The sequence below is a fragment of the Streptomyces sp. RLB3-17 genome, from assembly GCF_007113425.2.
In the GTDB taxonomy this organism is placed as follows: Bacteria; Actinomycetota; Actinomycetes; order Streptomycetales; family Streptomycetaceae; genus Streptomyces; species Streptomyces mirabilis_D.
In genome coordinates this window covers 4,478,636-4,504,666 of record NZ_CP041610.2, presented here as the reverse complement: position 1 = coordinate 4,504,666, position 26,031 = coordinate 4,478,636, and the positions used below count along the sequence as shown (strand labels likewise).

The 26,031-nt window shown below is 69.9% G+C and carries 22 protein-coding genes; 7 read left to right on the top strand and 15 right to left on the bottom strand.

Annotated features, from left to right (window positions below):
• Positions 1 to 37 precede the first annotated feature (37 nt).
• Together FNV62_RS20600 and FNV62_RS20595 are read left to right on the top strand one after the other, a co-directional pair.
• Positions 38 to 565, top strand: a complete 528-nt coding sequence (locus FNV62_RS20600; protein WP_054232865.1) for a universal stress protein — start codon at positions 38 to 40, stop codon at positions 563 to 565.
• 182 nt (positions 566 to 747) lie between these two features.
• On the top strand, positions 748 to 1,317 hold the full coding sequence (locus tag FNV62_RS20595) for an acetate uptake transporter (RefSeq protein ID WP_144315504.1): 570 nt from the start codon (positions 748 to 750) through the stop codon (positions 1,315 to 1,317).
• Between the two features lie 180 nt (positions 1,318 to 1,497).
• Here the strand turns inward: FNV62_RS20595 and glmS are convergent, their stop codons facing one another.
• Together glmS and FNV62_RS20585 are read right to left on the bottom strand one after the other, a co-directional pair.
• Entirely contained in the window at positions 1,498 to 3,315 is a 1,818-nt protein-coding gene (gene glmS, locus FNV62_RS20590; RefSeq protein WP_060901897.1) for a glutamine--fructose-6-phosphate transaminase (isomerizing), read from the bottom strand.
• A gap of 13 nt (positions 3,316 to 3,328) precedes the next feature.
• Positions 3,329 to 3,586: a hypothetical protein gene (locus FNV62_RS20585; RefSeq protein ID WP_054232868.1), complete on the bottom strand. Its 258-nt coding sequence runs from the start codon at positions 3,584 to 3,586 to the stop codon at positions 3,329 to 3,331.
• Between the two features lie 164 nt (positions 3,587 to 3,750).
• Between FNV62_RS20585 and FNV62_RS20580 the strand changes: the two genes are divergently transcribed.
• Positions 3,751 to 5,316 (top strand): purple acid phosphatase family protein, encoded by a 1,566-nt coding sequence (locus FNV62_RS20580; RefSeq protein ID WP_144316502.1) that lies wholly within the window; start codon positions 3,751 to 3,753, stop codon positions 5,314 to 5,316.
• Positions 5,317 to 5,462: 146 nt separating this feature from the next.
• On the opposite strand, the gene FNV62_RS20575 is transcribed toward FNV62_RS20580, so the two are convergent.
• Complete coding sequence (locus tag FNV62_RS20575; RefSeq protein ID WP_143613446.1) at positions 5,463 to 6,332, bottom strand: DUF4429 domain-containing protein; 870 nt, start codon at positions 6,330 to 6,332, stop codon at positions 5,463 to 5,465.
• Between the two features lie 85 nt (positions 6,333 to 6,417).
• Here FNV62_RS20575 and FNV62_RS20570 point away from each other — a divergent pair, with 85 nt between their 5' ends.
• Positions 6,418 to 8,004: a beta-N-acetylhexosaminidase gene (locus tag FNV62_RS20570; protein WP_060901900.1), complete on the top strand. Its 1,587-nt coding sequence runs from the start codon at positions 6,418 to 6,420 to the stop codon at positions 8,002 to 8,004.
• Positions 8,005 to 8,062: 58 nt separating this feature from the next.
• Here FNV62_RS20570 and FNV62_RS20565 read toward each other — a convergent pair whose 3' ends face one another.
• The 7 genes from FNV62_RS20565 to FNV62_RS20535 form a co-directional block, all read right to left on the bottom strand.
• The gene (locus FNV62_RS20565) at positions 8,063 to 9,835 is read right to left on the bottom strand and encodes an IucA/IucC family protein (protein ID WP_144315503.1); all 1,773 of its coding nucleotides are present in this window, start codon (positions 9,833 to 9,835) and stop codon (positions 8,063 to 8,065) included.
• On the bottom strand, positions 9,832 to 10,401 hold the full coding sequence (locus FNV62_RS20560) for a GNAT family N-acetyltransferase (RefSeq protein ID WP_144315502.1): 570 nt from the start codon (positions 10,399 to 10,401) through the stop codon (positions 9,832 to 9,834). Before FNV62_RS20560 ends, FNV62_RS20565 begins: the two co-directional genes overlap by 4 nt.
• Positions 10,398 to 11,684, bottom strand: a complete 1,287-nt coding sequence (locus FNV62_RS20555; protein WP_211178987.1) for a lysine N(6)-hydroxylase/L-ornithine N(5)-oxygenase family protein — start codon at positions 11,682 to 11,684, stop codon at positions 10,398 to 10,400. Before FNV62_RS20555 ends, FNV62_RS20560 begins: the two co-directional genes overlap by 4 nt.
• Complete coding sequence (gene desA, locus FNV62_RS20550) at positions 11,668 to 13,125, bottom strand: lysine decarboxylase DesA (RefSeq protein ID WP_144315501.1); 1,458 nt, start codon at positions 13,123 to 13,125, stop codon at positions 11,668 to 11,670. Before desA ends, FNV62_RS20555 begins: the two co-directional genes overlap by 17 nt.
• 152 nt (positions 13,126 to 13,277) lie before the next feature.
• Positions 13,278 to 14,132, bottom strand: a complete 855-nt coding sequence (locus FNV62_RS20545; protein WP_144315500.1) for a siderophore-interacting protein — start codon at positions 14,130 to 14,132, stop codon at positions 13,278 to 13,280.
• 42 nt (positions 14,133 to 14,174) lie between these two features.
• Positions 14,175 to 15,224, bottom strand: coding sequence for an ABC transporter substrate-binding protein (locus FNV62_RS20540; RefSeq protein WP_143601721.1), 1,050 nt, complete (start codon positions 15,222 to 15,224; stop codon positions 14,175 to 14,177).
• Between the two features lie 137 nt (positions 15,225 to 15,361).
• Complete coding sequence (locus FNV62_RS20535; protein ID WP_144315499.1) at positions 15,362 to 17,164, bottom strand: tannase/feruloyl esterase family alpha/beta hydrolase; 1,803 nt, start codon at positions 17,162 to 17,164, stop codon at positions 15,362 to 15,364.
• Between the two features lie 449 nt (positions 17,165 to 17,613).
• On the opposite strand from FNV62_RS20535, the gene FNV62_RS20530 reads away from it, so the two are divergent.
• Positions 17,614 to 17,961, top strand: coding sequence for a GntR family transcriptional regulator (locus FNV62_RS20530; RefSeq protein ID WP_054232879.1), 348 nt, complete (start codon positions 17,614 to 17,616; stop codon positions 17,959 to 17,961).
• A complete protein-coding gene (locus FNV62_RS20525) occupies positions 17,958 to 18,938 on the top strand; it encodes a DUF1648 domain-containing protein (RefSeq protein WP_144315498.1) in 981 nt (326 codons plus the stop codon). Before FNV62_RS20530 ends, FNV62_RS20525 begins: the two co-directional genes overlap by 4 nt.
• A 16-nt stretch (positions 18,939 to 18,954) precedes the next feature.
• Here FNV62_RS20525 and FNV62_RS20520 read toward each other — a convergent pair whose 3' ends face one another.
• From FNV62_RS20520 to FNV62_RS20500, 5 genes are all read right to left on the bottom strand, one after another.
• A complete protein-coding gene (locus FNV62_RS20520) occupies positions 18,955 to 19,395 on the bottom strand; it encodes a hypothetical protein (protein WP_143601718.1) in 441 nt (146 codons plus the stop codon).
• Between the two features lie 158 nt (positions 19,396 to 19,553).
• Positions 19,554 to 20,714: an acyl-CoA dehydrogenase family protein gene (locus FNV62_RS20515; protein WP_054232901.1), complete on the bottom strand. Its 1,161-nt coding sequence runs from the start codon at positions 20,712 to 20,714 to the stop codon at positions 19,554 to 19,556.
• Between the two features lie 11 nt (positions 20,715 to 20,725).
• Positions 20,726 to 21,682, bottom strand: a complete 957-nt coding sequence (locus FNV62_RS20510) for a hydroxymethylglutaryl-CoA lyase (RefSeq protein WP_054232881.1) — start codon at positions 21,680 to 21,682, stop codon at positions 20,726 to 20,728.
• Positions 21,679 to 23,637 carry an acetyl/propionyl/methylcrotonyl-CoA carboxylase subunit alpha gene (locus FNV62_RS20505; RefSeq protein ID WP_144315497.1) on the bottom strand — a complete coding sequence of 653 codons (1,959 nt, stop codon included), beginning with the start codon at positions 23,635 to 23,637 and terminating at the stop codon, positions 21,679 to 21,681. The genes FNV62_RS20510 and FNV62_RS20505 overlap by 4 nt, the downstream gene beginning before the upstream one ends.
• Before the next feature lie 14 nt (positions 23,638 to 23,651).
• A complete protein-coding gene (locus tag FNV62_RS20500; RefSeq protein ID WP_143608181.1) occupies positions 23,652 to 25,268 on the bottom strand; it encodes a carboxyl transferase domain-containing protein in 1,617 nt (538 codons plus the stop codon).
• 98 nt (positions 25,269 to 25,366) lie between these two features.
• Here FNV62_RS20500 and FNV62_RS20495 point away from each other — a divergent pair, with 98 nt between their 5' ends.
• Complete coding sequence (locus FNV62_RS20495; RefSeq protein ID WP_054232883.1) at positions 25,367 to 25,969, top strand: TetR/AcrR family transcriptional regulator; 603 nt, start codon at positions 25,367 to 25,369, stop codon at positions 25,967 to 25,969.
• The last annotated feature ends 62 nt before the right edge of the window (positions 25,970 to 26,031 follow it).

Here is a 26,031-nt window from a genome sequence, read left to right as displayed (position 1 = left end):
TCGTCCCCACCACGAGGATCTAAACGCCGAGATACCCATGGCCGGTCACGAATTCTTCGATCCCGCGGACCGCAAGCGCCCGCTCGCCGATCCCACGGCGGCCGAGCCCCTGGCGGCGGAAGAACCCCGCCAGTCCTGCGATCCTGCCTTCAAGCACGGCGTCGTCGTCGGTTTCGACGGCTCGACGTCCAGCGAGCGCGCCCTCGCCTACGCGATCGGCATGGCCCACCGCTCCGGCTCGGGCCTGATCATCGTGCATGTCGCGAACCGGCTGCCCACCACGGTGTGGGCGGGCTGTGAACCACCGGTCTTCGTCGACGTGCCCGACCACCGCACCGAGGTACTCGGCCTCGAACTCGCGTGCGCCGAATACCTGGCCGAGGTGCCCTGGATCCTCGTCGAGCGTGGCGGTGACATCTGTCACGAACTCGAAGAGGTCGGACGGGAGTACGAGGCGGACGCGATCGTGGTCGGCTCCACGCACGGCATCGTCGGACGCATCTTCGGCTCGGTGGCCGGACGGCTCGCGAAGCGTGCGCAGCGCCCGGTGATCGTCATCCCCTGACGCATCCTCCGACGTGCCCCCTGACCTACCGTCAACTCCCTTTGGCGGGGGCCTGAACCGGCACGAATCTACTCGCGCGTAGAGGTGGTATGTGCCCTTGTGAAGGGTACATACCGGTCACCGGACCAACCGCACGGCCGGTACCACGCAGCACAACTGCACATGCATGAAGGGAGCCCGCCGTGGACAAAGACGTCGCCGCGGGAAGCATCACCTCGACCCTCGGCCACCTCGCGCTCGGCCTCACCCTGTTGCTCTTCGGCCTCGGTAACACCCAAGTGATCGACGGCGTGACAGCGGCCGACTCCGTCTCCCTCGCCACCTATGTCGGTGGCATCGCGCTCTTCGTAGCCGGGCTGTTCGCCTTCCGCGACCACGACGCCTTCACCGGTACGGCCTTCACGGCGCTCGGTGCGTTCTGGTTCACCTGGGGCGTCACGGCCGGCACGCAGATGTCCGCCAACGCGACCGGTCTCTTCCTGCTCCTGTTCGCGCTCGTCGCGCTCAGCCTGACCGCCGGCGCGAGCGGCGCCCCCCTTCTCACCCGAGGGACGTACGCGCTGCTCTTCGTCGCCCTTCTCCTGCTGGCCGTCGGGCAGTTCGGCGACAGCGGAGGTCTGGGGAAGGTCGGCGGCTGGTTCGCCGTCGCGGGCGGCGCGCTCGCCTGGTACGGGGCCACGGCGGCCATGGCTCACTGGCCCACCGCACTGCCCGGACGCGCCGCCGGCCGGGGGGTGACGGCCACCGGCTGACGTCGGCGCGGGCCGGGGCATGGGCGGCCCCGGCCCCCTGAAGGAACGGGTCCCTGTGCGCTGGTGGCGTGGCACAGGGACCCGTTCTCGTCCTTTGCGCCTAAACCGGCGCCGCTCTCGCGGAGGTGGTTGCGCGCCGCGAGGGTTCCTCAGTTGTCGCTTCGGTGGACTGGTGGATTTTTACTCCACCGTCACCGACTTGGCCAGGTTGCGCGGCTTGTCGATGTCGCGGCCCAGGGCCAATGCCGTGTGGTAGGCGAGGAGTTGGAGCGGGATGCCCATGAGGATCGGGTCCAGCTCGTCCTCGTTCTTCGGGACGACGATCGTCTGGTCGGCCTTCTCCTGCTCCTGGTGCGCCACCGCGAGGATCCGGCCGCTGCGGGCCTTGATCTCCTCCAGGGCGGCGCGGTTCTTCTCCAGGAGGTCGTCGTCGGGCACGATCGCGACCGTGGGCAGCGCGGGCTCGATGAGCGCCAGCGGGCCGTGCTTGAGCTCGGAGGCCGGGTAGGCCTCGGCGTGGATGTACGAGACCTCCTTGAGCTTCAGGGAGGCCTCACGGGCCACCGGGTAGCCCCGGACGCGGCCGATGAAGAGCATCGAGCGGGCCTCGGCGTACTCCTCGGCCAGCTTCTTGATCTCGTCCTCCTGCTCCAGGATCTCGGAGATCTGCCCGGGCAGCCTGCGCAGGCCCTCGATGATCCGCTTGCCGTCGCGGACCGACAGGTCACGGGTACGGCCGAGGTGCAGCGCGAGCAGCGCGAAGGCGACGGTCGTGTTGGTGAAGCACTTCGTCGAGACGACGCAGACCTCGGGGCCCGCGTGGACGTACATGCCGCCGTCCGCCTCGCGGGCGATCGCCGAGCCGACGACGTTGACCACACCGAGCACCCGCGCGCCCTTGCGCTTCAGCTCCTGCACGGCGGCCAGTACGTCGTACGTCTCACCGGACTGGGACACGGCCACGTACAGGGTGTCGGGGTCGACGACCGCGTTGCGGTAACGGAACTCGGAGGCCGGCTCGGCGTCCGCGGGGATGCGGGCGAGCTCCTCGATCATCTGGGCGCCGATCATGCCCGCGTGGTACGAGGTGCCGCAGCCGAGGATCTTCACGCGGCGGATCTGGCGCGCCTCACGGGCGTCCAGGTTCAGGCCACCGAGGTGAACGGTGGAGAACCGGTCGTCGATGCGGCCGCGCAGCACCCGGTCCACGGCCTCGACCTGCTCGTGGATCTCCTTGTGCATGTACGTGTCGTGGCCGCCCATGTCGTACGAGGCCGCCTCCCACTCCACGGTGGTCGGCTCGGCCGTCGTACGGGTGCCCTCGGTGGTGTACGTGCGGAAGTCGTCGGCCTTGAGGGTGGCCATCTCTCCGTCGTCCAGGGTCACTATCTGGCGGGTGTGGGTGACCAGGGCGGCGATGTCCGAGGCGACGAACATCTCCTTCTCGCCGATGCCGAGGACGACCGGGGAGCCGTTGCGGGCCACCACGATGCGGTCGGGGAAGTCGGCGTGCAGGACCGCGATGCCGTACGTGCCCTCGATCACCCGGAGTGCCTCGCGGACCTTGTCCTCGAGCTTCTCGGCCTGGGAGTGGGCGATCAGGTGGGTGAGGACCTCGGTGTCGGTCTCCGAGAGGAACTCGACACCGTCCGCCTCGAGCTTCTTGCGCAGGTCGGAGGCGTTGTCGATGATGCCGTTGTGGACGACCGCGACCTTGCTGTCGGCGGACATGTGGGGGTGCGCGTTCACGTCGGAGGGGGCGCCGTGGGTGGCCCAGCGGGTGTGGGCGATGCCGGTCGTGCCCTTGAAGCGTGCGGGGACCTTGGCCTCCAGGTCACGGACCCGGCCCTTGGCCTTGACCATCTTCAGACCGGCCGACTTCGGCGTCGTGACGACGATGCCCGCCGAGTCGTAGCCGCGGTACTCCAGGCGCTGGAGGCCTTCGAGCAGCAGCGGTGCCACGTCACGCCTGCCGATGTATCCGACGATTCCGCACATGTATATGTATTCCTCAGCCGTAGACAATGCGGCGCAGCTGCCTGAGCGTGAGCTCCGGCGGCGCGACCGCGCGGTACTTCAGGTCCGCCTCGATCCGTTCGAAGATCGTCGCGTTGACCAGGCCCTGGGCCTGGAGCTCGCGGTGGCGGCGACGGACGTAGTCCTCGGTCGTCTCGTCGAAGTAGGCGAGCACGTCCTGGATCACCCGCAGTGCCTCGCCCCGGTTCAGGGGGGTGGAGCGCGTCAGGTGATCAACAAGTTCGTCGTGCACCCGTTGATCCTGAGGTACCAGGAGCCGATTCGCAAGAATCTTGCCCGATATCGGGCAAGTGGCTGTTGAAGGTCTTATGGGGGGCTGTTAGCAAGCTGTCCATCCTGCGTCTTGTGCCGCGTCGATTGCCGGGAGCAACTTCTGTGGCCATGGACACTCCACGCATGGGCGTACCGGAGAAGCTCGCCGAGCGCATGACCATGGCAGAGCAGCACGAGTATCTCCGCGCCAAGTTCTCCCGGCGCAACATGATCAGAGGCGGGGCCGTGACCCTCGGCGCCGTCGCGGGCGGCACCTTCGTGCCCGGCGCCGTCGCACAGGCCGCTGCCCCGACGCGGGCCACCACCTCCTCGACCGAGAAGGTCGACGGCGCCCTCGTCGCCCCCTTCGGCCGTCACCTCGCCTTCGGCAACGACCCGCGTACGGAGATCACGGTCTCCTGGCAGGTTCCGGCCGCGGTGAAGAAGCCGTTCATCCGCATCGGCGCCCACCCCTGGGACCTCTCCCGCAAGATCGAGGCCGAGGTCCGCACCCTCTACACCCCGGCGGGCGTCGGCGCGAGCGGCGACCACACGCAGTACTACCTGCACGCCAAGCTCACCCACCTGCGCCCCGGCAAGACGTACTACTACGGCGTCGGCCACGCGGGCTTCGACCCCTGCGCGCCCCACCTGCTGGGCACGCTCGGCACCTTCACCACCGCGCCCTCGCACGCCGAGCCGTTCACCTTCACGGCCTTCGGCGACGAAGGTGTCGGCTACCACGGCCTCGCCAACGACGCCCTGCTGCTCGGCCAGAACCCGTCCTTCCACCTGCACGCCGGCGACATCGCGTACGCGGACCCGGCCGGTGCGGGCAAGAAGGAGGACACCGGCTTCGACTCGCGCATCTGGGACCAGTTCCTCGCCCAGACCGAGACGGTCGCCAAGCAGGTCCCGTGGATGCCCGCGTACGGCAACCACGACATGGAGGCCTGGTACTCGCCCAACGGCTACGGCGGCGAAGAGGCCCGCTGGACGCTTCCGGACAACGGGCCCGACAAGAAGAACCTGCCCGGCGTCTACTCCTTCGTCTACGGCAACACGGCGATCATCTCGCTGGACGCCAACGACATCTCCTTCGAGATCCCGGCGAACCTGGGCATATCCGGAGGAACGCAGACGAAGTGGCTCGAGGGCCAGCTCAAGAAGTTCCGGGCGTCCAAGGACGTCGACTTCATCGTGATCTTCTTCCACCACTGCGCGTACTGCACCTCCACGGCGCACGCCTCGGAGGGGGGCGTGCGACAGGAGTGGGTGCCGCTGTTCGAGAAGTACACGGTGGACCTGGTCATCAACGGCCACAACCACCAGTACGAGCGCACGGACGTCATCAAGGGCAACGCGGTCACCAAGAAGCTGCCGATCGGCGGCACGGCGTACCCGGAGACCGACGGTGTCGTGTACGTGACGGCGGGCGCGGCGGGGCGCAGCCTGTACGCGTTCACCGCCCCGGAGTCGTACGAGGGCCACGAGAACGAGGTCGACTCCGTCGCCTCCTTCATCAACCTCAAGGACGGCAAGCAGAACGAGACGGTCGCCTGGTCCCGGGTGCGCTACCTCAACTACTCCTTCCTCCGGGTGGATGTCACGCCCGCGCACAAGGGCCGGCTGGCCACGCTGACGGTGCGGGGGATTGCCGAGACGGGTGCCGAAGTTGACCACTTCACGGTGGCCCGTCGCGCTCGGTGACTTTGTCTGCGGGCTGAGTGTGGCTGGTCGCGCCCACGCGGCGGAGCCGCACATGTCATAGCCCCGCGCCCCTGAAGGGGCGCTCCACTGGTCGTATGCCTAGAAGGCAAGGTGGGACGACCTCGGGCGGTCCTCGTCGCGGATTTCTACATCCGCTTGAGGACCGCCCGTTTGGCTGTGGCGAACTCCTCGTCCGTCAGAACGCCGGACCTGTGGAGGTCGCCCAGTTCGCGCAGGCGGCGGAGCAGGGCGTCGTGATCGTCCTCCGGGGCGATCGCGGCCGGCTGCTCCGCCGCCCGCGCGGCTTCCGGGGAGGCCGCGGGATGCGGGAGCCGGGCCTGTACCGCCGCCGCGACCAGGGCCATCAGCGGGTCCTTCTTGAAGCCCCACAGTTCGACGGAGTTGGGGTCGTACTTCGGTGGGGCCTTGGTCTCCCCGCCGCGGACGGTGAAGCGCAGGTAGCCGTTCTCCAGGCCGACCGCGGGGTGCCACTCGACGGTGGTGAGGTCGGTGAGGGCGAGCGAGCGGGCTCCGGCGGCGGACTTGGAGTCCTCGGTCTTCCAGTTCCACTCCAGGCGCACGTGCTCGCCGTCGAAGCTCGCGGTGCCGTCGCCGGCGGAGACGGACAGCGGCACGGAGGGGCCCGGGAGCAGATAGCCGTCGACCGGGTCGGCCGGCACCCGGTCCAGGAGCAGGGCGTCCCGCACCTCGTCCACGACGTACTCGGCTACGCCGTAGCGGTCGGACTCCACGGTGAGCTGGTAGGGGTCGTTCGGCTCGGCGAGCCTGCCGCCGGTCGCCTGGAGCAGCGGGTCGGCACCGTCGCGCAGTCGGAGCCGCAACCGCCCGCTCTTCTTGCCCTGTTCGAAGGAAATCCCCGCCAACGCTCCCAGGGGGACGGTCAGTTCACCCAAGGTTCTGCGGAGCAGGCTCACGTTCTTGTCGCGCCCCGGAGTCAGCCGCAGCGCGTCGCCGTCGAAGGTCCACGTCCCGTCCTTCTGGATGATTTCCGCCATGAGGGGGATTGTTTCACCGGGTCTGCGGAAGAGTGGTCTACACCCATCCGCAATTGATTTGCAGGGTCCTTCGAAGGGAGCGCATGTGAGACAGCACAGAACGCCCCGTCTTCTCGGTACGCTGCTGCTCGTGGCGGCCGCCGGTGTCTCAGTCGCCGGTGCCGCACACTCCGAGTCGGGCCGCACCGCGACCCCGCTCGGGCAGGTGGTGCCGGCCCCCGCCTCGGTCCACGCGGGCGGATCCCCGTATCGCATCACCGACGGCACCCGTATCCGGGTCGAGGACTCGCCCCAGGCCCGCCGGGTCGGCGCGTATCTGGCCGATGTCCTGCGTCCCTCCACCGGGTACCGACTGCCCGTCACCACGCACGGCACGGGTGGTATCCGGCTGCGGATCGCGGCGGGGTCCACGGGTGCCGAGGGCTATCGCCTGGACAGCGGGCGAAGCGGCGTCACCATCACGGCCGCCGCGCCCGCCGGGCTCTTCCACGGCGTGCAGACGCTGCGCCAACTGCTGCCCGCCGCCGTCGAGAAGAACTCCGTGCAGGCCGGCCCCTGGCTCGTCGCGGGCGGCACCATCAAGGACAGCCCGCGCTACGGCTACCGCGGCGCGATGCTCGACGTCTCCCGGCACTTCTTCGGTGTCGCGCAAGTCAAGCGGTACATCGACGAGTTGGCCCTCTACAAGGTCAACAAGCTGCATCTGCACCTGAGTGACGACCAGGGCTGGCGCATCGCGATCGACTCCTGGCCGCGGCTCGCCACGTACGGAGGGTCCACGCAGGTCGGCGGCGGGCACGGGGGCTACTACACCAAGGCCGACTACAAGGAGATCGTGCGATACGCGGCCTCCCGCTATCTGGAGGTCGTCCCGGAGATCGACATGCCGGGCCACACCAACGCCGCGCTCGCCTCGTACGCCCAGCTGAACTGCAACGGGACCGCGCCCCCGCTCTACACCGGCACCGACGTCGGGTTCAGCTCGCTGTGCGTGGCGAAGCCGGTGACGTACGACTTCGTGGACGACGTCGTGCGGGAGCTGGCGGCCCTCACGCCGGGCAAGTACCTCCACATCGGCGGGGACGAGGCCCACTCCACCAGCCACGCCGACTACGTCACCTTCATGGACAAGGTGCAGCCCGTCGTCGCCAAGTACGGGAAGACCGTGATCGGCTGGCACCAGCTGACCGGGGCGCACCCGGTGAAGGGCGCGATCGCGCAGTACTGGGGGCTCGACGACACCAGTGCCACGGAGAAGGCGCAGGTCGCCGCGGCCGCGCGGAACGGGACGGGGCTCGTGCTGTCGCCCGCCGACCGGGTCTACCTCGACATGAAGTACACCGCCGACACCCCGCTCGGGCAGGACTGGGCGGGCCTGGTGGAGGTGAAGCGGTCCTACGACTGGGATCCGGGCGCCTACCTTCCGGGAGCGCCGGCTTCGGCGATCCGGGGCGTCGAGGCGCCGCTGTGGTCGGAGACCATCGTCACGGGGGCCGACATCGACTACATGACCTTCCCGCGGCTGCCCGGTGCGGCCGAGCTCGGCTGGTCGCCCGCCTCGACGCACGACTGGGACACCTACAAGGTGCGGCTCGCGGCGCAGGGGCCGCGTTGGGAGGCGCTGGGGATCGGCTACTACCGCTCGCCCCAGGTGCCCTGGCCCACGGCGTAAGCGGCGTCGCCGGGAAAGATGGGGCTCAGGAGGACCGTACTCCTGAGCCCCACCGGTTTCAGAGACCCGCGATCGGGTTCTTCAGGCTGCCGACCAGCTGGAGTGCGCCGGACGGATCGGCCAGGTCCACCATCTGCCGGTTGTCGCGCAGCTGGAGCCGGTTGAGGCAGGACAGCGCGAACTCGGGCGCGAACATGTCGTACTGCCGGAACTTGTCGGCGAGTTCCGGCGCCGACTCCTGGTACTCGCGTACGGACTGGGCGACCGTCCGCCAGAAGTCGTCCTCGTCGAGGATGCCCTCGTTCGCCAGGTCGGCCGCCAGGAAGCGGAAGAAGCAGTCGAAGACGTCCGTGAAGATGGACAGCAGTTTCTTGTCCTCGGGGACCTCGACGCGGATCCGCTCGACCACGGGCGGCAGCACCGCCTGCGGGTCCATGACGGCGATCTCCTCGGCGATGTCCTTGTAGATCGCGCGCTGCACGGCGCCGTCCCTGAGGACGAGGATGACGTTCTCGCCGTGCGGCATGTAGACCAGGTCATAGGCGTAGAAGCTGTGCAGGAGGGGCGTGAAGTAGGCGCGCAGATAGCGGCGCAGCCACTCCACGGGGGTCAGCCCCGACCGCTCGATCAGCGCGCCCGCGAAGGAGGCGCCCCTGTGGTCGACATGGAGGAGGGAGGCCATGGTGGCCAGGCTCTCGCCCTCCTGGAGCGAGGGGACCGGGCTCTCACGCCACAGGGCCGCGAGCATTTTGCGGTACGGGGAGTAGCGGTCGGTGGCGGCCTCGTACTCCAGGTGGCGGTAGCCGACGGCGGCGCGCTCGCGGATGACCGACAGGCCGGTGGACTTGAGCACCGGATCGTTCTCGACGAGCTGGGCCAGCCAGTCGTTGATGGCCGGGGTCGCCTCCATGTAGGCGGCGGACAGACCGCGCATGAAGCCCATGTTGAGGACGCTCAGCGCCGTCTTCACATAGTGCTTCTCGGGGCTGCTGGTGTTGAAGAACGTCCGGATGGACTGCTGGGCCAGGTACTCGTCGTCGCCCTCGCCGAGGCAGACCAGATGGCGCTGGGCGACCTCGGCCGCGAAGGTCACCGAGAGCTTGTTCCACCACTGCCAGGGGTGGACGGGGATGAGCAGGTAGTCCTCGGGGTCGAGGCCCTGTTCGGTGAGGGTGGCGGCGAACCGCTCGACCGTCCCGGCGCCCAGCTCCGCGCGGACGAAGGACTCGTACTCGATGCCCACACCCGCGGTGAAGGCGGCCCGGGAGCGGTGCGCGGCCAGCCACACCAGCCGGACCGGGCTCGCGGTCTCGGGCGCGTACGAGAGGTACTCGTGCACGCCGAAGCCGAGCCGCCCGTTGTTGGCGACGAAGCAGGGGTGGCCCTCGGTCATGCCGGTCTCGATCTCCTGGAAGGAGGCCTTCGCGAGCTCGGCGGACGGGATCTGCGGCTTGGTGAGTTTGAAACAGGTGCCCGAGAGGGTGGAGGAGATCTCCTCCAGGTAGACCGGCAGCACCTCGTCGCTCAGGCCCAGCGACGTCTTCAGCTCGATGAAGAAGTCGAGTGCCGCGACCGGCAGTTCGGCCCCGTCGCGGTGGCGGGTGATCGACTCGGGGTCGACCTGCCAGTGGTCGAGGGAGCGGAGGGTGGCGGAGAAGCGGTAGCGGGTCAGGCCGTCGTCGCTGCGGACGACGTACCCGCCGTCGCCGTCGGACTCCGGAGTGATGAGGCGCTCGTGCGCGAACTCGGCGAGGGCCTTGCGGACGAGGAGGCGGTTGGCGCGCTCCCAGCGCTCGGGGGAGAGGTGGGCCACGGCGTCGGCGAGGCTCATACGGTCACCCCAGCCGCCCGCTCGAACCGCTCCCGGGTGCAGAAGCTCAGCAACGCCCTTTTCTCCGGCTTCTCTATCTCGCGCTCGGGCACGAACCCGACCGCTTCGTTCAGCGCGTGCACGGCCGCGTTGCGCACGTCGGGCTCGACGACGACCCGCGCGGTCGTCGGGTCGGCGAACAGGTGCTCCATCACCGCGGTGATCACCGCCCGGGTGAACCCGTGCACCGGTGTGTCCGCCGGCGCGACCAGGAAGTGCATGCCGACGTCTCCGGGCGCGGGCTCGTACAGACCGACCAGCTCCACGTGCGCCGGGTCGTAGCGCTCCATCAGGAACACGGGTTCGCCGTCCAGCGACCCCAGGAACGCGTCGTGGTACTCGCTGGCCGCGATCGCCATGTACGCGCGCTCCACGTCGTGCAGTCTCGCCTCCTGCATCATCCAGAAGGCGGCCTTGGGGTGCGTCACCCAGCCGTGCAGCAGCTCGGCGTCCTGGATGGGGTCGAGGGGGCGGATGGTGAAGGTGCCCACGTCGGTGGTCGTGTCTGTACGGCTCGTGGTGCTCATACGGCGAACTCCTGGAACGCGATCGTCTTCTCGACCGGGTAGTACTCGGTGCCGAGCAGCTCACGGATGATGGACGCGTTGCGGTACGGGCCCATGCCCAGGTCGGGGCTGGTGATGCTGTGGGTGTGGACGCCCGCGTTCTGCAGGAAGACGCCGCGGCCCGTGGTGTCGATGGAGTAGTTGCGGGCCACGTCGAAGTTGCCGCGGGAGTCGTGGCGCAGCCGGTCGCGCACCGGCTTCAGGAACGCGGGCTCGGCGTACTTGTAGCCGGTGGCCAGGATCAGGCCCTCGGAGCTCAGCTCGTAGTCCTTGCCCTGCTCCTCCTGGCGCAGGCCCAGGGTGTACGTGCCGTTCTCGTGAGCGGCCGAGTTCAGGGAGGAGTTGGTGAGCAGGCGCGTCGGGACGGGGCCGCCGAGGTTCTTCTGGTAGAGCAGATCGAAGATCGCGTCGATCAGCTCGCCGTCGATGCCCTTGAACAGGCCTTTCTGCTCCGTCTGGAGGCGGTAGCGGGTCGGCTCGGGCAGCGCGTGGAAGTAGTCGATGTACTCCGGGGAGGTCATCTCCAGCGTGAGTTTGGTGTACTCGAGCGGGAAGAAGCGCGGAGAGCGCGTGACCCAGTTCAGCCGGTAGCCGTGGACGTCGATCTCGCTGAGCAGGTCGTAGTAGATCTCGGCGGCGGACTGGCCGCTGCCGACGAGCGTGATCGACTTCTTCGCCTGGAGCTCCCGCTTGTGCTGGAGATACCGGGAGTTGTGGATGAAGTCGCCGCCGAGGTCCGCGCAGGCCTCGGGGATGTACGGGGGTGTTCCGGTGCCGAGGACCAGGTGGCGGGCGCGGAACACCTCGCCGGTTGCCGTCCGTACGTGGTACAGATCGCCCTCGTACGTCACTTCCTCGACCGTCGTGCTGAAGCGGACGCTGCTCAGTTTCGAGGCGGCCCAGCGGCAGTAGTCGTCGTACTCGACCCGCAGCGGGTAGAAGTTCTCGCGGATGTAGAAGGAGTACAGCCGCCCGGACTCCTTGAGGTAGTTGAGGAAGGAGTACGGGGAGGTCGGGTCGGCGAGGGTCACCAGGTCCGACATGAACGGGGTCTGGAGGTGCGCGCCCTCCAGGAACATCCCGGAGTGCCACTCGAAGTCCGGCTTGGACTCGACGAAGACGCCGTCCAGTTCGGCGATCGGCTCGGTGAGGCAGGCGAGGCCGAGGTTGAAGGGCCCGAGCCCGATGCCCACGAAGTCGTAGGCCTCTCCAGTGGCTTCGACGGATTCAGGAAGCGCGGTCAAGGGACTCTCCCAGGTACTGCTCGGCGTGGCCGGCGATCAGATCGAGCACGGCGGCGATGTCGTCGGCCGTGGTCTCGGGGTTGAGCAGGGTGAACTTCAGGTAGTGACGGCCGCCGACCTTGGTGCCCGCGACGACGGCGTCACCGGAGGCGAACAGGGCCTTGCGGGCGTAGAGGTTGGCGCGGTCGATCTCGGCCGGGTCGGTGACGGCGGCCGGGATGAAGCGGAAGACGAGGGTGGACAGGGACGGCTCGACCACCACGTCGAAGCGGGGATCGGCCACGAGCAGCTTCCAGCCCTCCTGGGCCAGGTCGCAGACCTCGTCGAAGAGCTCGCCGATGCCGTCGGCGCCCATCACACGCAGCGTCATCCACAGCTTGAGGGCGTCGAAGCGGCGGGTGGTCTGCAGGGACTTGTCGACCTGGTTGGGGATGCGCTCCTGGACCATGCGGCGCGGGTTCAGGTACTCCGCGTGGTAGGTGGCGTGGCGCAGGGTGGCGGCGTCGCGGACCAGCACGGCGGACGAACTCACGGGCTGGAAGAAGGACTTGTGGTAGTCGACGGTGACGGAGTCGGCGCGCTCGATGCCCTCGAGGCGGTCCCGGTTCTTGAGGGAGGTGAGCAGTCCGCAGCCGTAGGCCGCGTCCACGTGCATCCAGGCGCCGAACTGGGCGCACAGCTGCGCGATCTCGGGCAGCGGGTCGATGGAGCCGAAGTCGGTGGTGCCGGCGGTGGCGACGACGGCCATCGGGACCAGGCCGTCGCGCTCGCAGCGCTCCAGCTCGTGGGCGAGGGCGAGCGTCTGCATGCGCTTGTCCTGGTCGACGGGGATCGGGACGACGGAGTCCGCGCCGAGGCCCAGGAGTTTGGCCGACTTCTTGACGCTGAAGTGGCTGACCTCGGAGGCGAAGACACGGAGTTTGGCCGCGTTGTCGCCCGGTTCGTTCCCCGGCTTCGCCTCCTCGCGGGCCAGCAGCAGGGCCTGGAGGTTGGACTGGCTGCCGCCGCTGGTGAACACGCCGTCGGCGGCCGGGCCGAGGCCGATGCGCTCGTTGGTCCAGTCGATGAGCCGGCGCTCGATGAGGGTGCCGCCGGCCGACTGGTCCCAGGTGTCCAGGGAGGAGTTGACGGCGGACAGGACGGCCTCGCCGAGCACGGCGGGTATGACCACCGGGCAGTTGAGGTGCGCGAGGTAGCGCGGGTGGTGGAAGTAGATCGCGTCCCGGAGGTAGACCTCTTCGAGCTCGTCGAGGACGGCGCTGGTGTCGTGCAGCGGGCGGTCCAGGTCGATCCGCTCGATACGGGGAGCGAGGGCGTCGACCGTGACACCCGTGAACGGTCGTTCGGTGGTGGCGAGTTTGGCCGCCACCCGCTCGATTCCTTCGGTCACGGAGCGGCGGTACCGCTCCGCGGTCGTGTCATTGAGCAGGTGCGAGCGCATGTGGGGGTCCTCCGTGCGGGAGAGTCCGAGCGGGACGGGTGGGGCGAGGGCTGGGCCGGGACGAAAAGAGGGGCGGGGGTCCCGTTCGACTTAGGTTAGCCTAACCTAAGTTGATCTGCGACCCCGCCCCACCTGTGACTTCTCGCGAACGGTCAGTCCTGTTCGCGCAGTTGCTCCTCGGTCAGCCCGCGCCGCCAGTAGCCGACGAAGGTGACCCGCCTGCGGTCGATGCCGCGCTCGCGCACGAGATGGCGGCGCATCTCCTTCACGCACCCGGACTCGCCCGCGATCCAGGCGTACGGGCGCTCGGTGGGTGGAAGCCGGGCGGCCCGTACCGCGTCGACGGCCATGGGGGCCCCGTCGTCGCGCACGAGCCAGGTGATCTCCGCCTCGGCGGTGACCAGCAGGTCCTGGACGTCCTCGGCGTGTTGAACCTCCAGCCAGGCGCGGACGCGGGTGTCGGCGGGAAGGGACTCGAGGATCGCGGAGGCGGCGGGCAGAGCGGTCTCGTCCGCCCACAGGACGACCAGGTCGGTGTCGGCGGGCGGCCGGAAGCGGATCGCCCGGTTGTCCTCGACCGCCGGGCCGAGCAGTACGACGCGGTCACCGGCGGTCGCGCGGGAGGCCCACCGGGACGCGGGACCCGCGGGGACCTCGGCGTCCGGCTCCACGCCGTGCAGGACGAAGTCGATGTCGATCTCACTCGTACGGCCCCGGGCGTCTGGGCGCAGCGCCCGCAGCGTGTACGAGCGCATCACCGCCCGCACGTCGTCCGGGAGTTCGCGCCAGCCCTGCCACCAGCTGTCGCCCAGCTCGTAGGGGACGGCGGGCTCGGTCTGGCCGGGGTGCGGCAGGAAGAGGGAGAGGCTCTGGTCCCGGCCGTGGGAGGCGAAGGCCGCCAGGTCGTCACCGGCGAAGGTGATCCGGACCAGCGACGGGCCGAGCCGCCTCGTCCGTACGACCTGGAGGGAGAAGAAACGGAACGGGGCGGCTGTGGCCGTCGTCATAAGTGCTCCTGAGTCATCGTCAGGTGGTCACGTCGGGGGGTGTCAGGCGACCTTCTTGGCCTTCTCGATCGCCTCGGCGAGGTTGTCGAGGAGCGGGGTGCACTTGTCGTACGACACGATCGGCTCGGGGGAGCGGGCGATGACCTGGCCGGCCTTCACCGCGGGCAGCTTCTTCCAGGTGGCCTCGGTGATGTCGGCCGGCTGGATGGTCGCGCTGCGGTCGTCCATGATGATGACGTCCGCCGGGTACTTGTCGACGTTCTCCCAGCTCAGGTTCTCGAACCAGCCGCCGCTGGCCTTCAGGGCCTTGGCGGAGGGCTCGACGATGTTCACGCCGAGCGCCTTGAAGTACTCCAGGTCGATGGAGAGGTTCGAGCCGGAGACGTAGAAGATGTCCTGGCTCGCGGAACCGGCGAGCACCTTGATCTCGGGGCGGGCCTTGGCCGCCGTGCGCAGCCGCTCCGCGGCCGTCTCGAACTTCTTCTTGGCCTCGGCGATCCTGGCGGACTTCTCGTCGGCGCCCAGCGACACGGCGAGCGCGAGCATGCGCTGCAACGACACGGGCATCTGACGGTCGTAGACGGAGATGCCGACGCTCGGGGCGAGCTTGAGGATCTTCGCCTTGGACTCCTCGGGGACGTACCAGAGGGTGCCCGCGGAGTCGAACATGGTGGAGATCAGCACGTCGGGCGCGAGGGCCGCGTACTTCTCGATGTTGAACTGGCCCCACTCGTTGCCGAGGACGGTCAGCTTGCTGACGTCCATGTCGCCGGCCTGGACGTCGGCCTTGCCGTCCTTGGTCGTGGTCGGGCCGAAGACGCCCTTGACCTCGACGCCGTAGTCGTGGAGGGCGGCGGCGACACCGGTGAAGGCGACGATGTTCGCCGGGACCTTGTCCAGCTTCACCGTCGTGCCGCGGTCGTCCTTGAAGGTCCAGGGACCGGACTTGGCGGCGGCGGCCTTCGTCGACTCCGAGCCACCGCTTTTGCCGTCGTCGTCGCCACAGGCGGCGAGGACGGCACCGAGACCGAGGGCGCCGCCGGCGGCGAGGACGCCGCGTCGGGTGAGGTGGGTGGCACGGGCGTTGGACATGTGTGTGGCTGCTTTCGGCACGGGGCGGTAGCGCCCGCCGGACAAGTTCGAAGGTAGGTTAGCCTAACCTCACTACTTGTCCAGGGGGCGGGCGCCGACCGCCCCAACCTGTGGGCCGCCCGTGTGCCGACGGGCGGTCAGGCCTTGCCCTTGGACACCACCCACTCGCCGCGCACCCAGTTGCCGACGGTCTCGTAGCCGGAACGGAAGGAACCGAGCCGGTTCAGCGTCAGGTTGGCCTCGGCGGTGGACCTGACGGGCGTGTAACTGCCCGCGTCGTCCGCCGGGCCGCCCGTGGTGTTCTCGGCGACGTAGGGGAAGGGATAGACGGGACGGGTGGCGGTGGTGCTCCCGCCGCTGTTCACGGACCTGGTCGTCAGGCTGCTCGGGGCCTCGCCCTTGGTGACCCAGTCGGTCATCGCGGTCAGCGCGTCGAAGGTGTCCGGGCCCTGGCCGCCGCCGCAGTGCGCGACGCCGGGGAGCAGGAACAGCCGGGCGAAGCCCTCCGTGGCCGCGCTGCCGCCCATGACCTTCTCGACCGCCTTGTAGTACGCCATGGTTCCGACCGCCGGGATGTGCTGGTCGCCCAGGCCGTGCCAGAGGATCAGCCTGCCGCCGGCCGCCTTGAACGCCTTCAGGTCCGGGTCGGTCGCGTCGTACATGCCCTCGTTGGGGGCCATGACCGTCTTGTAGGAGGCCGCGGTGAACTTGACGTCCTTGTACGTCAGCGTCGGCCGCGGGCTGTCGAAGATCTGGTACCGGAGGGTCTCGCGGACGAAGCTGATGTCGCCGGAGGCGCCGGTGGCCGTGGCCGGCGTGATGATCCCGGCCCAGTTCAGCTCGGAGCCGCGCAGCTGGTAACCCGGGTACAGCAGCTTGCCGTTCTCGTCGGTCGGTCCCGCGTAGATCCGGCGCAGGGTGGTGACCTGGTCCGCGGTCAGGCAGTAGTCGGCGCTCGTGGAGGTCTGCCCGGCCTCGCACCGGATGGTCGCCGGGTCCCACGTACAGCTCAGCGGGTCGGCGATGATCCCGTCCGCGGGAGCGCCGCAGCCCTTGAGCACGGCCGCGTGGAGGTCCGGGAGGTCGGCGTTGGTGATCGTGGCCGGGCCGCCGCCGAGGTAGACGGACTGGGCGGTCCAGGCGTGCGAGAAGGTGTTCAGCGCGGTGAAGTTGTTGGCCGGGGCCCCGGCGATGATGCCGTCGAAGTCGGTCGGGTAGCGCTGGGCCTCCGTCAGGGCCTGGTGGCCGCCCTGCGAGCAGCCGTCGAAGTACGCGTGGTCGGCGGCCCGTCCGTAGTACCGCTCGATGACGGCCTTGGCCGCCTGGGCGAGCTGGTGGTCGGACTTGTAGCCGAAGTCGGCGCGCAGCGTCGGGTCGGCGGAGAACAGGCCGCCGCCCTGGTAGTGGCCCTCGTCGCTGGAGGCGACGGCGAAGGCGCCGCTGGTCAGCGGTACGCAGCCGGCCGAGGCGGGGGCGTTGCCCACGTTCACGTTGCCGCAGAGGCCGCCGCAGCCGACCTGGAGGTAGTTGGCCTGCCAGCCGGTCTCGGGCAGCTTGATCTCGAAGTGGATCTGCGGGGCGATCACGCCCTTCACATCACAGGCAGCCCAGTTGCCCAGGGTGTTGCTGCCCGCGGCCAGCTCCGTGGCCGAGGTGACCTCGAAGGGCACGCCGGGGACGGCGGCGGCGAGGTCCAGTGAGGTGAGGCCGGCGCAGGACATGGCGGGCGCGATGCCGGAGGAGGTGCCGCTGGCCGTGGTGGCGGGCTTGGCGACCTGGGCGGCGGAGACGGCGGCGGAAGCGGCTTGCGCGCCACCGGTCGCGCCGGTCGCGCCGGCCGCGAGTGCCACGCTCACGCCGGTCACGAGCGCGAGGGCGGTCGCGAGGGTGGCCATGAAGACGGCCGACTTCCACCGACACCATCTGGACAGCGTGGCCATGCTCGGTCTCCATTCGTTGGGCGATCGACGGCTTGCGCGGAACGTGCGGGGTGGTGCGGTGCGGCGAGTACGCGAACGCAACGGTCGGCAGACCGAGGGGACACCGCGGTGGGCCGCGCGGATCGGCTCGCGGCCGTGGCCAGTGGGGCGAGTGGGGGCGCGGCGAGGCCCCCTGACGGCTGGTCACCTCGCCCCGCCGCCGACGGACCCCTCCCTCGCCTCCTTCCGCGGCTCCGGCTTCGCGGGGGCGGTACGGCGAAGGAACGTAGCCCGGCGACAATCTCGGCGCAAGACATGTCGACTAGATTGTCGACGATTTTGTCAGGTGCTTCGGGTTGTTTCGGGTGTCCGAGGTGTCGAAGGGGGCAAAGTGTGCGGTGGTGTCGCCGCATCGTTTGTCTCGAACCGCGCCCCCACTTCAAGCAGTTGGTGCTATCTTCACTAGCACCATGCTGTTGAGGCTGAACACCGCGGACAGTCGCCCCCTGCACGAGCAGGTGGCCGGCGCGATCCGGCGCGCCATCGCCGAGGGCGAGTGCGGGCCGGGAGACCGCCTTCCCCCGGCCCGGGATCTTTCCCAGGCCCTGGATGTGAACGTCAACACGGTTCTACGGGGCCTTCGGGCGCTGCGCGACGAAGGGGTGTTGGAGTTCCGGCGGGGCCGGGGTGTGACGGTGGCCGACGGGGCGGACCAGCGCTCCGTCCTGCTGCACCGCGTACACGACCTGGTGACCGACGCGGCGCACCTCGGCTACAGCAAGAACGACCTCATCGACATGATCAGGGGGATCTCGTGACCGAGCAGGGGCGCAAGAGCGGAGCGGCGTGGGGCGCGGTCGGCTGGGGTGTCGGCGTCCTGGCCCTTTTGGTGGCGTTGCCGTTGGCCGCGAGCGGCCGGCTCCCGGACCGACTGGCGACCCACTGGGAAGCCGGCTCGGGCAGGCCCGACGACTCCATGCCGCTCTGGGGCGCGGCACTCTTCCCCGCGCTGATCTGGGGTGTCCTGGCGTTCGTCGTCGTGCTGACGCTGCGCCGGGCAGGGGCCGGTCGCGGCGTACCAGGGTGGGCGGCTGCGGTCCTCGGCTTCGGCGGTGTGACACTGCTCGGCGGGCAGGCGTCGGTCGTACGGGCGAATCTGGACCGCGCGGACTGGCACGAGGCGGGATCGGTGACGAGCGGGGTCGTGGGCACGCTCGTGGTGGCGGCCGCGGCGGGCGCGGCCGGACTGCTGGCCGCGCGCCGGGCGCCGGACGAACCCCGGCCCGCGGCGGACGGCCCGACCCTGGACATTCCCGCCGGGCAGCGGGTCGTATGGCTCGCCCGCACGTCGAACTCCTGGCTCCATGCGCTCGCCGCCCTGACCGGGCTGCTCGCGGTCGCCGTCGTCGTGTCGGCGCTCGCGGGTCTGACGGACCTTCCGTTCCTGCTGGCGGCCGCGCCCTTCGCAGGTGCGTCCCTTCTGGTCCTCGACTGCTCCTCGGTGCGGGCGCGAGTCAGCGAGCGAGGTCTGGACGTCGCCTTCGGTCCCTTCGGCTGGCCGACACGACACTGGGCCGCCGAGGGCATCGAGTCGGCACGCGTCGAGATCCGCACGCCCGCCCAGGTCGGCGGATGGGGCTACCGACTGAGCGGGCGGGGAACCACCGTGATGCTGCGCGGTGGCGAGTGCCTGGTCATCCACCCTTCCAGGGGCAGGGAATTTGCCGTGAGTGTTGACGACGCCGAACGCGGAGCCGCCCTCCTGAACTCCTTGAGTGCCCGGCACACAAGGTGAGGAACAGGTGGCGGGGTCAGGAAAGAGCAGGGTTCGTAAGGCCGAGCACCAGCCGATTCCCCCAATCGTTGGTGAAGACGGCGCTCATGCCCTGGTAGCGCACTCCGACGAACGGGTTGGAGTGGAACATCACGGCGACCCACTGCAACGAGCGGTCGGCGTTCAGACGGGCGAGGTAGCCGATGTTCCCCATCCCGCCGCCCCCACCGGACATCCATCCTGCTCCGTCCGGCAGCGGGCTCTCGAAGTATGTGTCCACCTCGTCGATGCCGTGCTCCTCAACGGCCTGGGCCACATCGAACGGTCCTCCGATACGGAAGGGAATCGGCTGCCCGGCATCCGGGTGGTACGTCCCCGGACCGTCAACATGCAACTCCAAGCCGGTGTCGTCCGGCCGGTACAGGCCGTCACGGAGCGGCATCTCCCTGGCCTTCCAGAGCCCCTCGACCATTCCCATGGCCCACCCCACCGTCAACTTCCAGGACGAGTCGGTTCCGAAGTCTGGCTGCGCGCAAGGACGGAGGGCGTCCAGGACCCGGTGGTCGCGGTTCGCGCACGGCCCACTTGCGCGGCAGGTTCTCCCGCCTGCCGCGGCGACCGGGTTACAACAAGAGCTCAGCCCGTCAGCCCCAGCTCCCTAGCGATCAGCATCCGCTGTACCTCGCTCGTGCCCTCGCCGATCTCCAGGATCTTGGAGTCGCGCCACATGCGGGCCACCGGGTACTCGTTCATGAAGCCGTAGCCGCCGTGGACCTGGGTGGCGTCGCGGGCGTTGTCGACGGCGATGGTGGAGGAGTAGAGCTTGGCGACCGCCGCCTCCTTCTTGAAGGGCTCGCCCGCGACGAGGCGGGACGCGGCGTCGCGCCAGCCGACGCGGGCCATGTGGGCCTTCATCTCCATGTCGGCGATCTTGAACTGGATGGCCTGGTTCGCGCCGATCGGGCGCCCGAACGCGTGTCGCTCCTTGGCGTACTTCACCGACTCGTCGACGCAGCCCTGCGCGAGCCCGGTGGCCAGGGCCGCGATGGCGATACGGCCCTCGTCCAGGATGCGCAGGAACTGGGCGTAGCCGCGGCCCTCCTCGCCGAGCAGGTTCGCGGCCGGGACGCGGACGTCGGCGAAGGACAGCTCACGGGTGTCGGAGGCGTTCCAGCCGACCTTCGAGTACGGGGCGGCGACCGTGAAGCCGGGGGTGCCGGACGGGACGATGATCGCGGAGATCAGCGGCTTGCCGTCGGACTTGCGACCGGTGACCGCGGTGACCGTGACCAGGCCCGTGATGTCCGTGCCGGAGTTGGTGATGAAGCACTTGCTGCCGTTGATGACCCATTCGTTCGTGTCCGGGTCCAGACGGGCGGTCGTGCGGGTCGCGCCGGCGTCCGAGCCGCCGTCCGGCTCCGTCAGGCCGAAGGCGCCGAGGATCTCGCCGGAGCAGAGACGGGGGAGCCACTCCCGCTTCTGGGCCTCCGTGCCGAAGAGGTGGATCGGCATCGCGCCGAGCGAGACGCCCGCCTCCAGGGTGATGGCGACGGAGGAGTCCACCCGGGCGAGCTCCTCCAGGGCGATCCCGAGGGCGAGATAGTCGCCGCCCATGCCGCCGTACTCCTCGGGGAAGGGCAGTCCGAACAGGCCCATGCGGCCCATCTCCCGCACGATCTCGTACGGGAACTCGTGCCGCTCGTAGAAGTCGCCGATCTTCGGGGCCACGACGTCGTGGGCGAACTCCTCGACCGTACGGCGGAGTTCTTCGAGTTCGGGGGAGAGGCGGTGGTCCAGGGACATGGGGATCATTCCTTGTGGGAGAGGGCTTTGACCGTGCGGGACGGGCTGGGTCGGCCCAGTCGCTCGGCCATCCACACGCTGGTGGCGGTGAGGCGGGCGAGGTCGACACCGGTGTCGATGCCGAGGCCCTGGAGCATCCATACGAGGTCTTCGGTGGCGAGGTTGCCGGTGGCGGACTTGGCGTAGGGGCAGCCGCCGAGGCCGCCCGCGGAGGCGTCGACGGTGGTGACGCCGTGCTGGAGGGCGGCCAGGGTGTTGGTGAGCGCCTGGCCGTAGGTGTCGTGGAAGTGCACACCGAGCGCGCTGGTCGGCACGCCCTCCTCGTTCAGCTCGGCGAGGAGGGTCTGCACATGACCCGGTGTCGCCACGCCGATCGTGTCGCCGAGGCTCAGTTCGTCGCAGCCCATGTCCATCAGGGCCTTGCAGACGCGTACGACCTGGTGGATGGGTACGGGCCCCTCCCACGGGTCGCCGAAACACATCGAGATGTAGCTGCGGACGTGCACCTTGTCCGCCTTGGCCCGGGACACCACCGGCTCGAACATGGCCAGGGACTCGTCGACGGTCCGGTTGAGGTTCGCCTTCGCGAAGGACTCCGTCGCGCTGGCGAACAGGGCGACATGGCGGGCGCCGAGGGCCAGCGCCCGGTCCAGACCCCGTTCGTTGGGCACGAGGACCGGGAGGTGGACCCCCGAGGACCTGCCCAGGTCGCTCACGAGCGGGAACAGCTGCTCCGCGTCCGCCAGCTGGGGCACCCACTTGGGGTGGACGAAGCTGGTGGCCTCGATGGTGGTCAGGCCCGAGTCCGCGAGGCGCCGGACGAACTCGGCCTTGACCTCCGTCGGCACGGTCGCCTTCTCGTTCTGCAGCCCGTCGCGCGCGCCGACCTCGTAGATCCGCACCCGCGCGGGCAGGTCCGGGGCCGGTACGACCATCGGGAGGCCGAGTTCGGGGGTGCTCATGTCGTCTCCTCGGACGGTGTCGTCTCCTCGTACGGCGTGATCACGGCCAGCACCTGGTCCATGGCGACCGTGGCGCCCGGAGTGACGTCCAGCTCGCTGACGGTCCCGGCGTGCGGGGCGGAGATGACGTGCTCCATCTTCATCGCCTCGACGACCAACAGGCTCTGTCCCGCGGCCACTTCGTCGCCCACGGCCACCTTCACGACGGTCACCGTGCCGGGCATGGGCGCGGTGAGCGAGTCCACCCCGGCGTGCGCCGCGCCGCTGAGGGAGGCGGCCACGGGGTCGTGGTCGCGCACGTGCCAGGCGTCACCCTCGCGGCCGAGCCAGTCGCCGGCGCGATGGAAGGTGTGGCGTACGCCGTCGAGGGTGACGGAGACCCGGCCGGGGGTGACGGTGCTCGTGCCTCGCGGACGGTGAGCGACGGGTTCGAGTCCCGGCGCGCGCAGGTGGAAGACCACGGGTGCGGGCTCGCCGCCCAGGCGCCAGCCACTCGGCACCGAGAAGGGATCGGTCCAGCCGCCCTCCGCCGGGGCCAGCGACGACAGCCGTACCGCGGCAGCGGCGTCGTACACCTCCTCCGGTACGTCGCCGGAGCCGGCGAGCAGTTCCTCCGCCTCCCGCTCCACCAACCCGGTGTCGAGGTCCCCCGCCACCACGGCCGGATGGGCCAGCAGCCGTCGCAGGAACCCGGCGTTGGTCTGCACACCGAGCGTGACCGTCTCCGCGAGGGCGGCGCGCAGCTTCCGCAGCGCGGTCGCGCGGTCCGGCCCGTAGGCGATGACCTTGGACAGCATCGGGTCGTAGAGCGAACCGACCTCCGTGCCCTCGCTCAGCCCCGAGTCGGTGCGCACGCCGTCGCCCTGGGGTTCGTGCAGGGCGAGCACCGTGCCGCCGGACGGCAGGAAGCCGCGTGCGGGGTCCTCGGCGCAGATGCGTGCCTCCACCGCGTGCCCGGTGAGGGTGATGTCCTCCTGCCCGTACGGCAGTCGCTCGCCCGCGGCGACCCGCAGCTGCCACTCCACCAGGTCGAGCCCCGTGATCAGTTCGGTGACCGGGTGCTCCACCTGGAGGCGGGTGTTCATCTCCATGAAGTAGTACGACGACGGGTCGGAGCCGGGGACGATGAACTCGACCGTGCCCGCGCCCTCGTACCCGCAGGAGCGGGCCGCCTGGACGGCCGCCTCGCCCATCGCGGCGCGGGTGCCGGCGTCGAGGAGCACGCTCGGCGCCTCCTCGATGATCTTCTGGTGGCGGCGCTGGAGGGAGCACTCGCGCTCGCCCAGGTGGACGACGTTGCCGTGGCCGTCGGCCAGGACCTGGATCTCGATGTGCCGGGGGCGGTCGACCCAGCGCTCGACGAGGAGGGTGTCGTCGCCGAAGGAGGCGCGGGCCTCGCGGCGGGCGGCGGCGATCTCCTCGCCCAGCGCCGACGCGTCCCGCACCAGCCGCATGCCCTTGCCGCCACCGCCCGCCGACGGCTTGAGCAGCACGGGCATGCCGATCTCCCGTGCGGCCTCGGCCAGCTGGGCGTCCGTGAGGCCGCTGCCGGACGAGCCGGGGACGACCGGGACCCCGGCCGCCTTCACCGTCTCCTTGGCGCGGATCTTGTCGCCCATCAGCGCGATCGCGTCCGCGGGCGGGCCGATGAAGACGAGCCCGGCCTCGGCGCACGCGCGCGCGAACGAGGCGTTCTCGGCGAGGAAGCCGTACCCGGGGTGCACCGCCTGGGCCCCGCTGCGAGCGGCGGCTTCGAGGAGCCGCTCCACCGACAGATAGCTCTCGGCGGCCGGCGCGGGACCGATCCGTACCGCCGTGTCCGCCTCGCGCACATGCCGGGCGTCGGCGTCCGCGTCGGAGAAGACGGCGACCGAGCGCACGCCGAGAGCGCGCAGGGTGCGGATGACGCGTACGGCGATCTCGCCCCGGTTGGCCACAAGGACTGTGTCGAACATCTCGGGCACCCTCATCACATCCGGAAGACGCCGAACTGGGGGTCGCCCAGTGGCGCGTTGGCGCAGGCGGTCAGTGCGAGACCCAGCACCTGCCGGGTCTCCAGCGGGTCGATCACGCCGTCGTCCCAGAGGCGGGCCGTCGCGTAGTAGGCGCTGCCCTGCCGCTCGTACTGGGCGCGGATCGGGGCCTTGAAGGCGTCCTCGTCCTCGGCGGGCCAGGAGTCCCCGCGCGCCTCCAGTTGGTCGCGCTTGACGGTCGCGAGGACGGACGCGGCCTGCTCGCCGCCCATCACGGAGATCTTGGCGCCGGGCCACATCCACAGGAAGCGCGGCGAGTACGCCCGGCCGCACATCGAGTAGTTGCCCGCGCCGTACGAACCGCCGATCACCACGGTCAGCTTGGGCACGCGGGTGCAGGCGACGGCCGTGACCATCTTGGCGCCGTGCTTGGCGATGCCACCGGCCTCGTACTGACGCCCCACCATGAAGCCCGAGATGTTCTGCAGGAACACCAGGGGGATGCCGCGCTGGTCGCACAGCTCGATGAAGTGGGCGCCCTTCTGGGCGGACTCGGAGAACAGGATGCCGTTGTTGGCGACGATCCCGACCGGGTGTCCGTGGATGCGGGCGAAGCCCGTGACCAGGGTCTGCCCGAACTCCGCCTTGAACTCGGCGAAGCGCGAACCGTCCACCACGCGCGCGATGACCTCGCGTACGTCGTAGGGGGTGCGGGAGTCGACGGGCACCGCGCCGTAGAGCCCGTACGGATCCACCTTGGGCTCGACGGACTGCTCGACGGCCCAGGGGAGGGGCCCGCGCGCGGGGAGCGTGGCCGCGATGTTCCGTACGATCCGCAGCGCGTGCGCGTCGTCCTCCGCGAGGTGGTCGGTGACGCCCGACACACGTGCGTGGACCTCGCCGCCGCCCAGCTCCTCGGCGGTGACGACCTCGCCGGTGGCGGCCTTCACCAACGGGGGCCCGCCGAGGAAGATCGTGCCCTGATTGCGCACGATCACGGCCTCGTCGCTCATCGCCGGGACATACGCGCCGCCGGCCGTGCACGACCCGAGGACCGCGGCGATCTGCGGGATCCCCGCCCCCGACATCCGCGCCTGGTTGTAGAAGATCCGCCCGAAGTGCTCGCGGTCCGGGAAGACCTCGTCCTGCATGGGCAGGAAGGCGCCTCCGGAGTCGACGAGATAGACACAGGGGAGGCGGTTCTCGAGCGCCACCTCCTGGGCGCGCAGGTGCTTCTTCACGGTCATCGGGTAGTACGTGCCGCCCTTGACGGTGGCGTCGTTGGCGACGATCACGCACTCGCGGCCGCTGACCCTGCCGATCCCGGCGATCACCCCCGCGGCCGGGGCCTGCCCGTCGTACATCCCGTGGGCGGCCAGTGGGGCCAGCTCCAGGAAGGGCGAGCCCGGGTCGAGGAGCGTGTCCACGCGCTCGCGCGGAAGCAGCTTCCCGCGCGCGGTGTGGCGCTCCCGGGCCCGCTCACCGCCCCCGAGGCGTGCCTCGGCGAGCTTGGCGCGCAGCTCCTCGCCGAGGGCGCGATGAGCCGCCTCGTTGTCCCGCCAGGCCTCCGACGCGGGATCTGCCGCGCTCGTCAGCTCCGGTGCTTCGTGCATGTCCCGCGGTCCCCTCACCAGTGGTCCACCAGTTAATGAGCGTTAACGCATGTCGTCCAGGTTAACGACCGCTAACCTCCCTGTCTAGAATTGCTTCCATGGCCACGAGAACCGACGCCCCCACCCGACGCGAGCAGATCCTCCGGGAGGCTGCCCGGCTCTTCGCCGAGCGCGGCTTCCACGGCGTCGGGGTGGACGAGATAGGAGCGGCGGTCGGCATCAGCGGCCCCGGTCTGTACCGGCACTTCGCGGGCAAGGACGCGATGCTCGCCGAGCTGCTGGTGGGGATCAGCGGGCAGCTGCTCACCGGCGGCAAGCGCCGGGTGGCGGAGGCCGACGGGGGTGCGGAGGCGGTCCTCGACTCGCTCGTCGAGGGGCACATCGACTTCGCGCTCGACGACCGTCCCCTGATCACCCTGCACGACCGCGAGCTGGACCGCCTGCGGGACAGCGACCGCAAGCTCGTACGACAGCTGCAGCGGCAGTACGTCGAGCTGTGGGTGGAGGTCGTCCGCGAGGTGTATCCGGCCCTCACCGAGCCCACCGCCCGCTCGGCGGTGCACTCGGTCTTCGGCCTCCTGAACTCGACACCCCACCTCGGGCGGCCGGGGGCGCTGCCGGGGCGCGGTGTGACGGCGGCCCTGCTGCACCGGATGGCGCGGGGCGCCTTCGCGGCGGCGGCCGGGGACGCCGCTCTTTGATCCGGGTCTTTGATCCGGGTCTTTGATCCGGACAATTTGTGCTTGCGGGCCCTTGTGGCTGC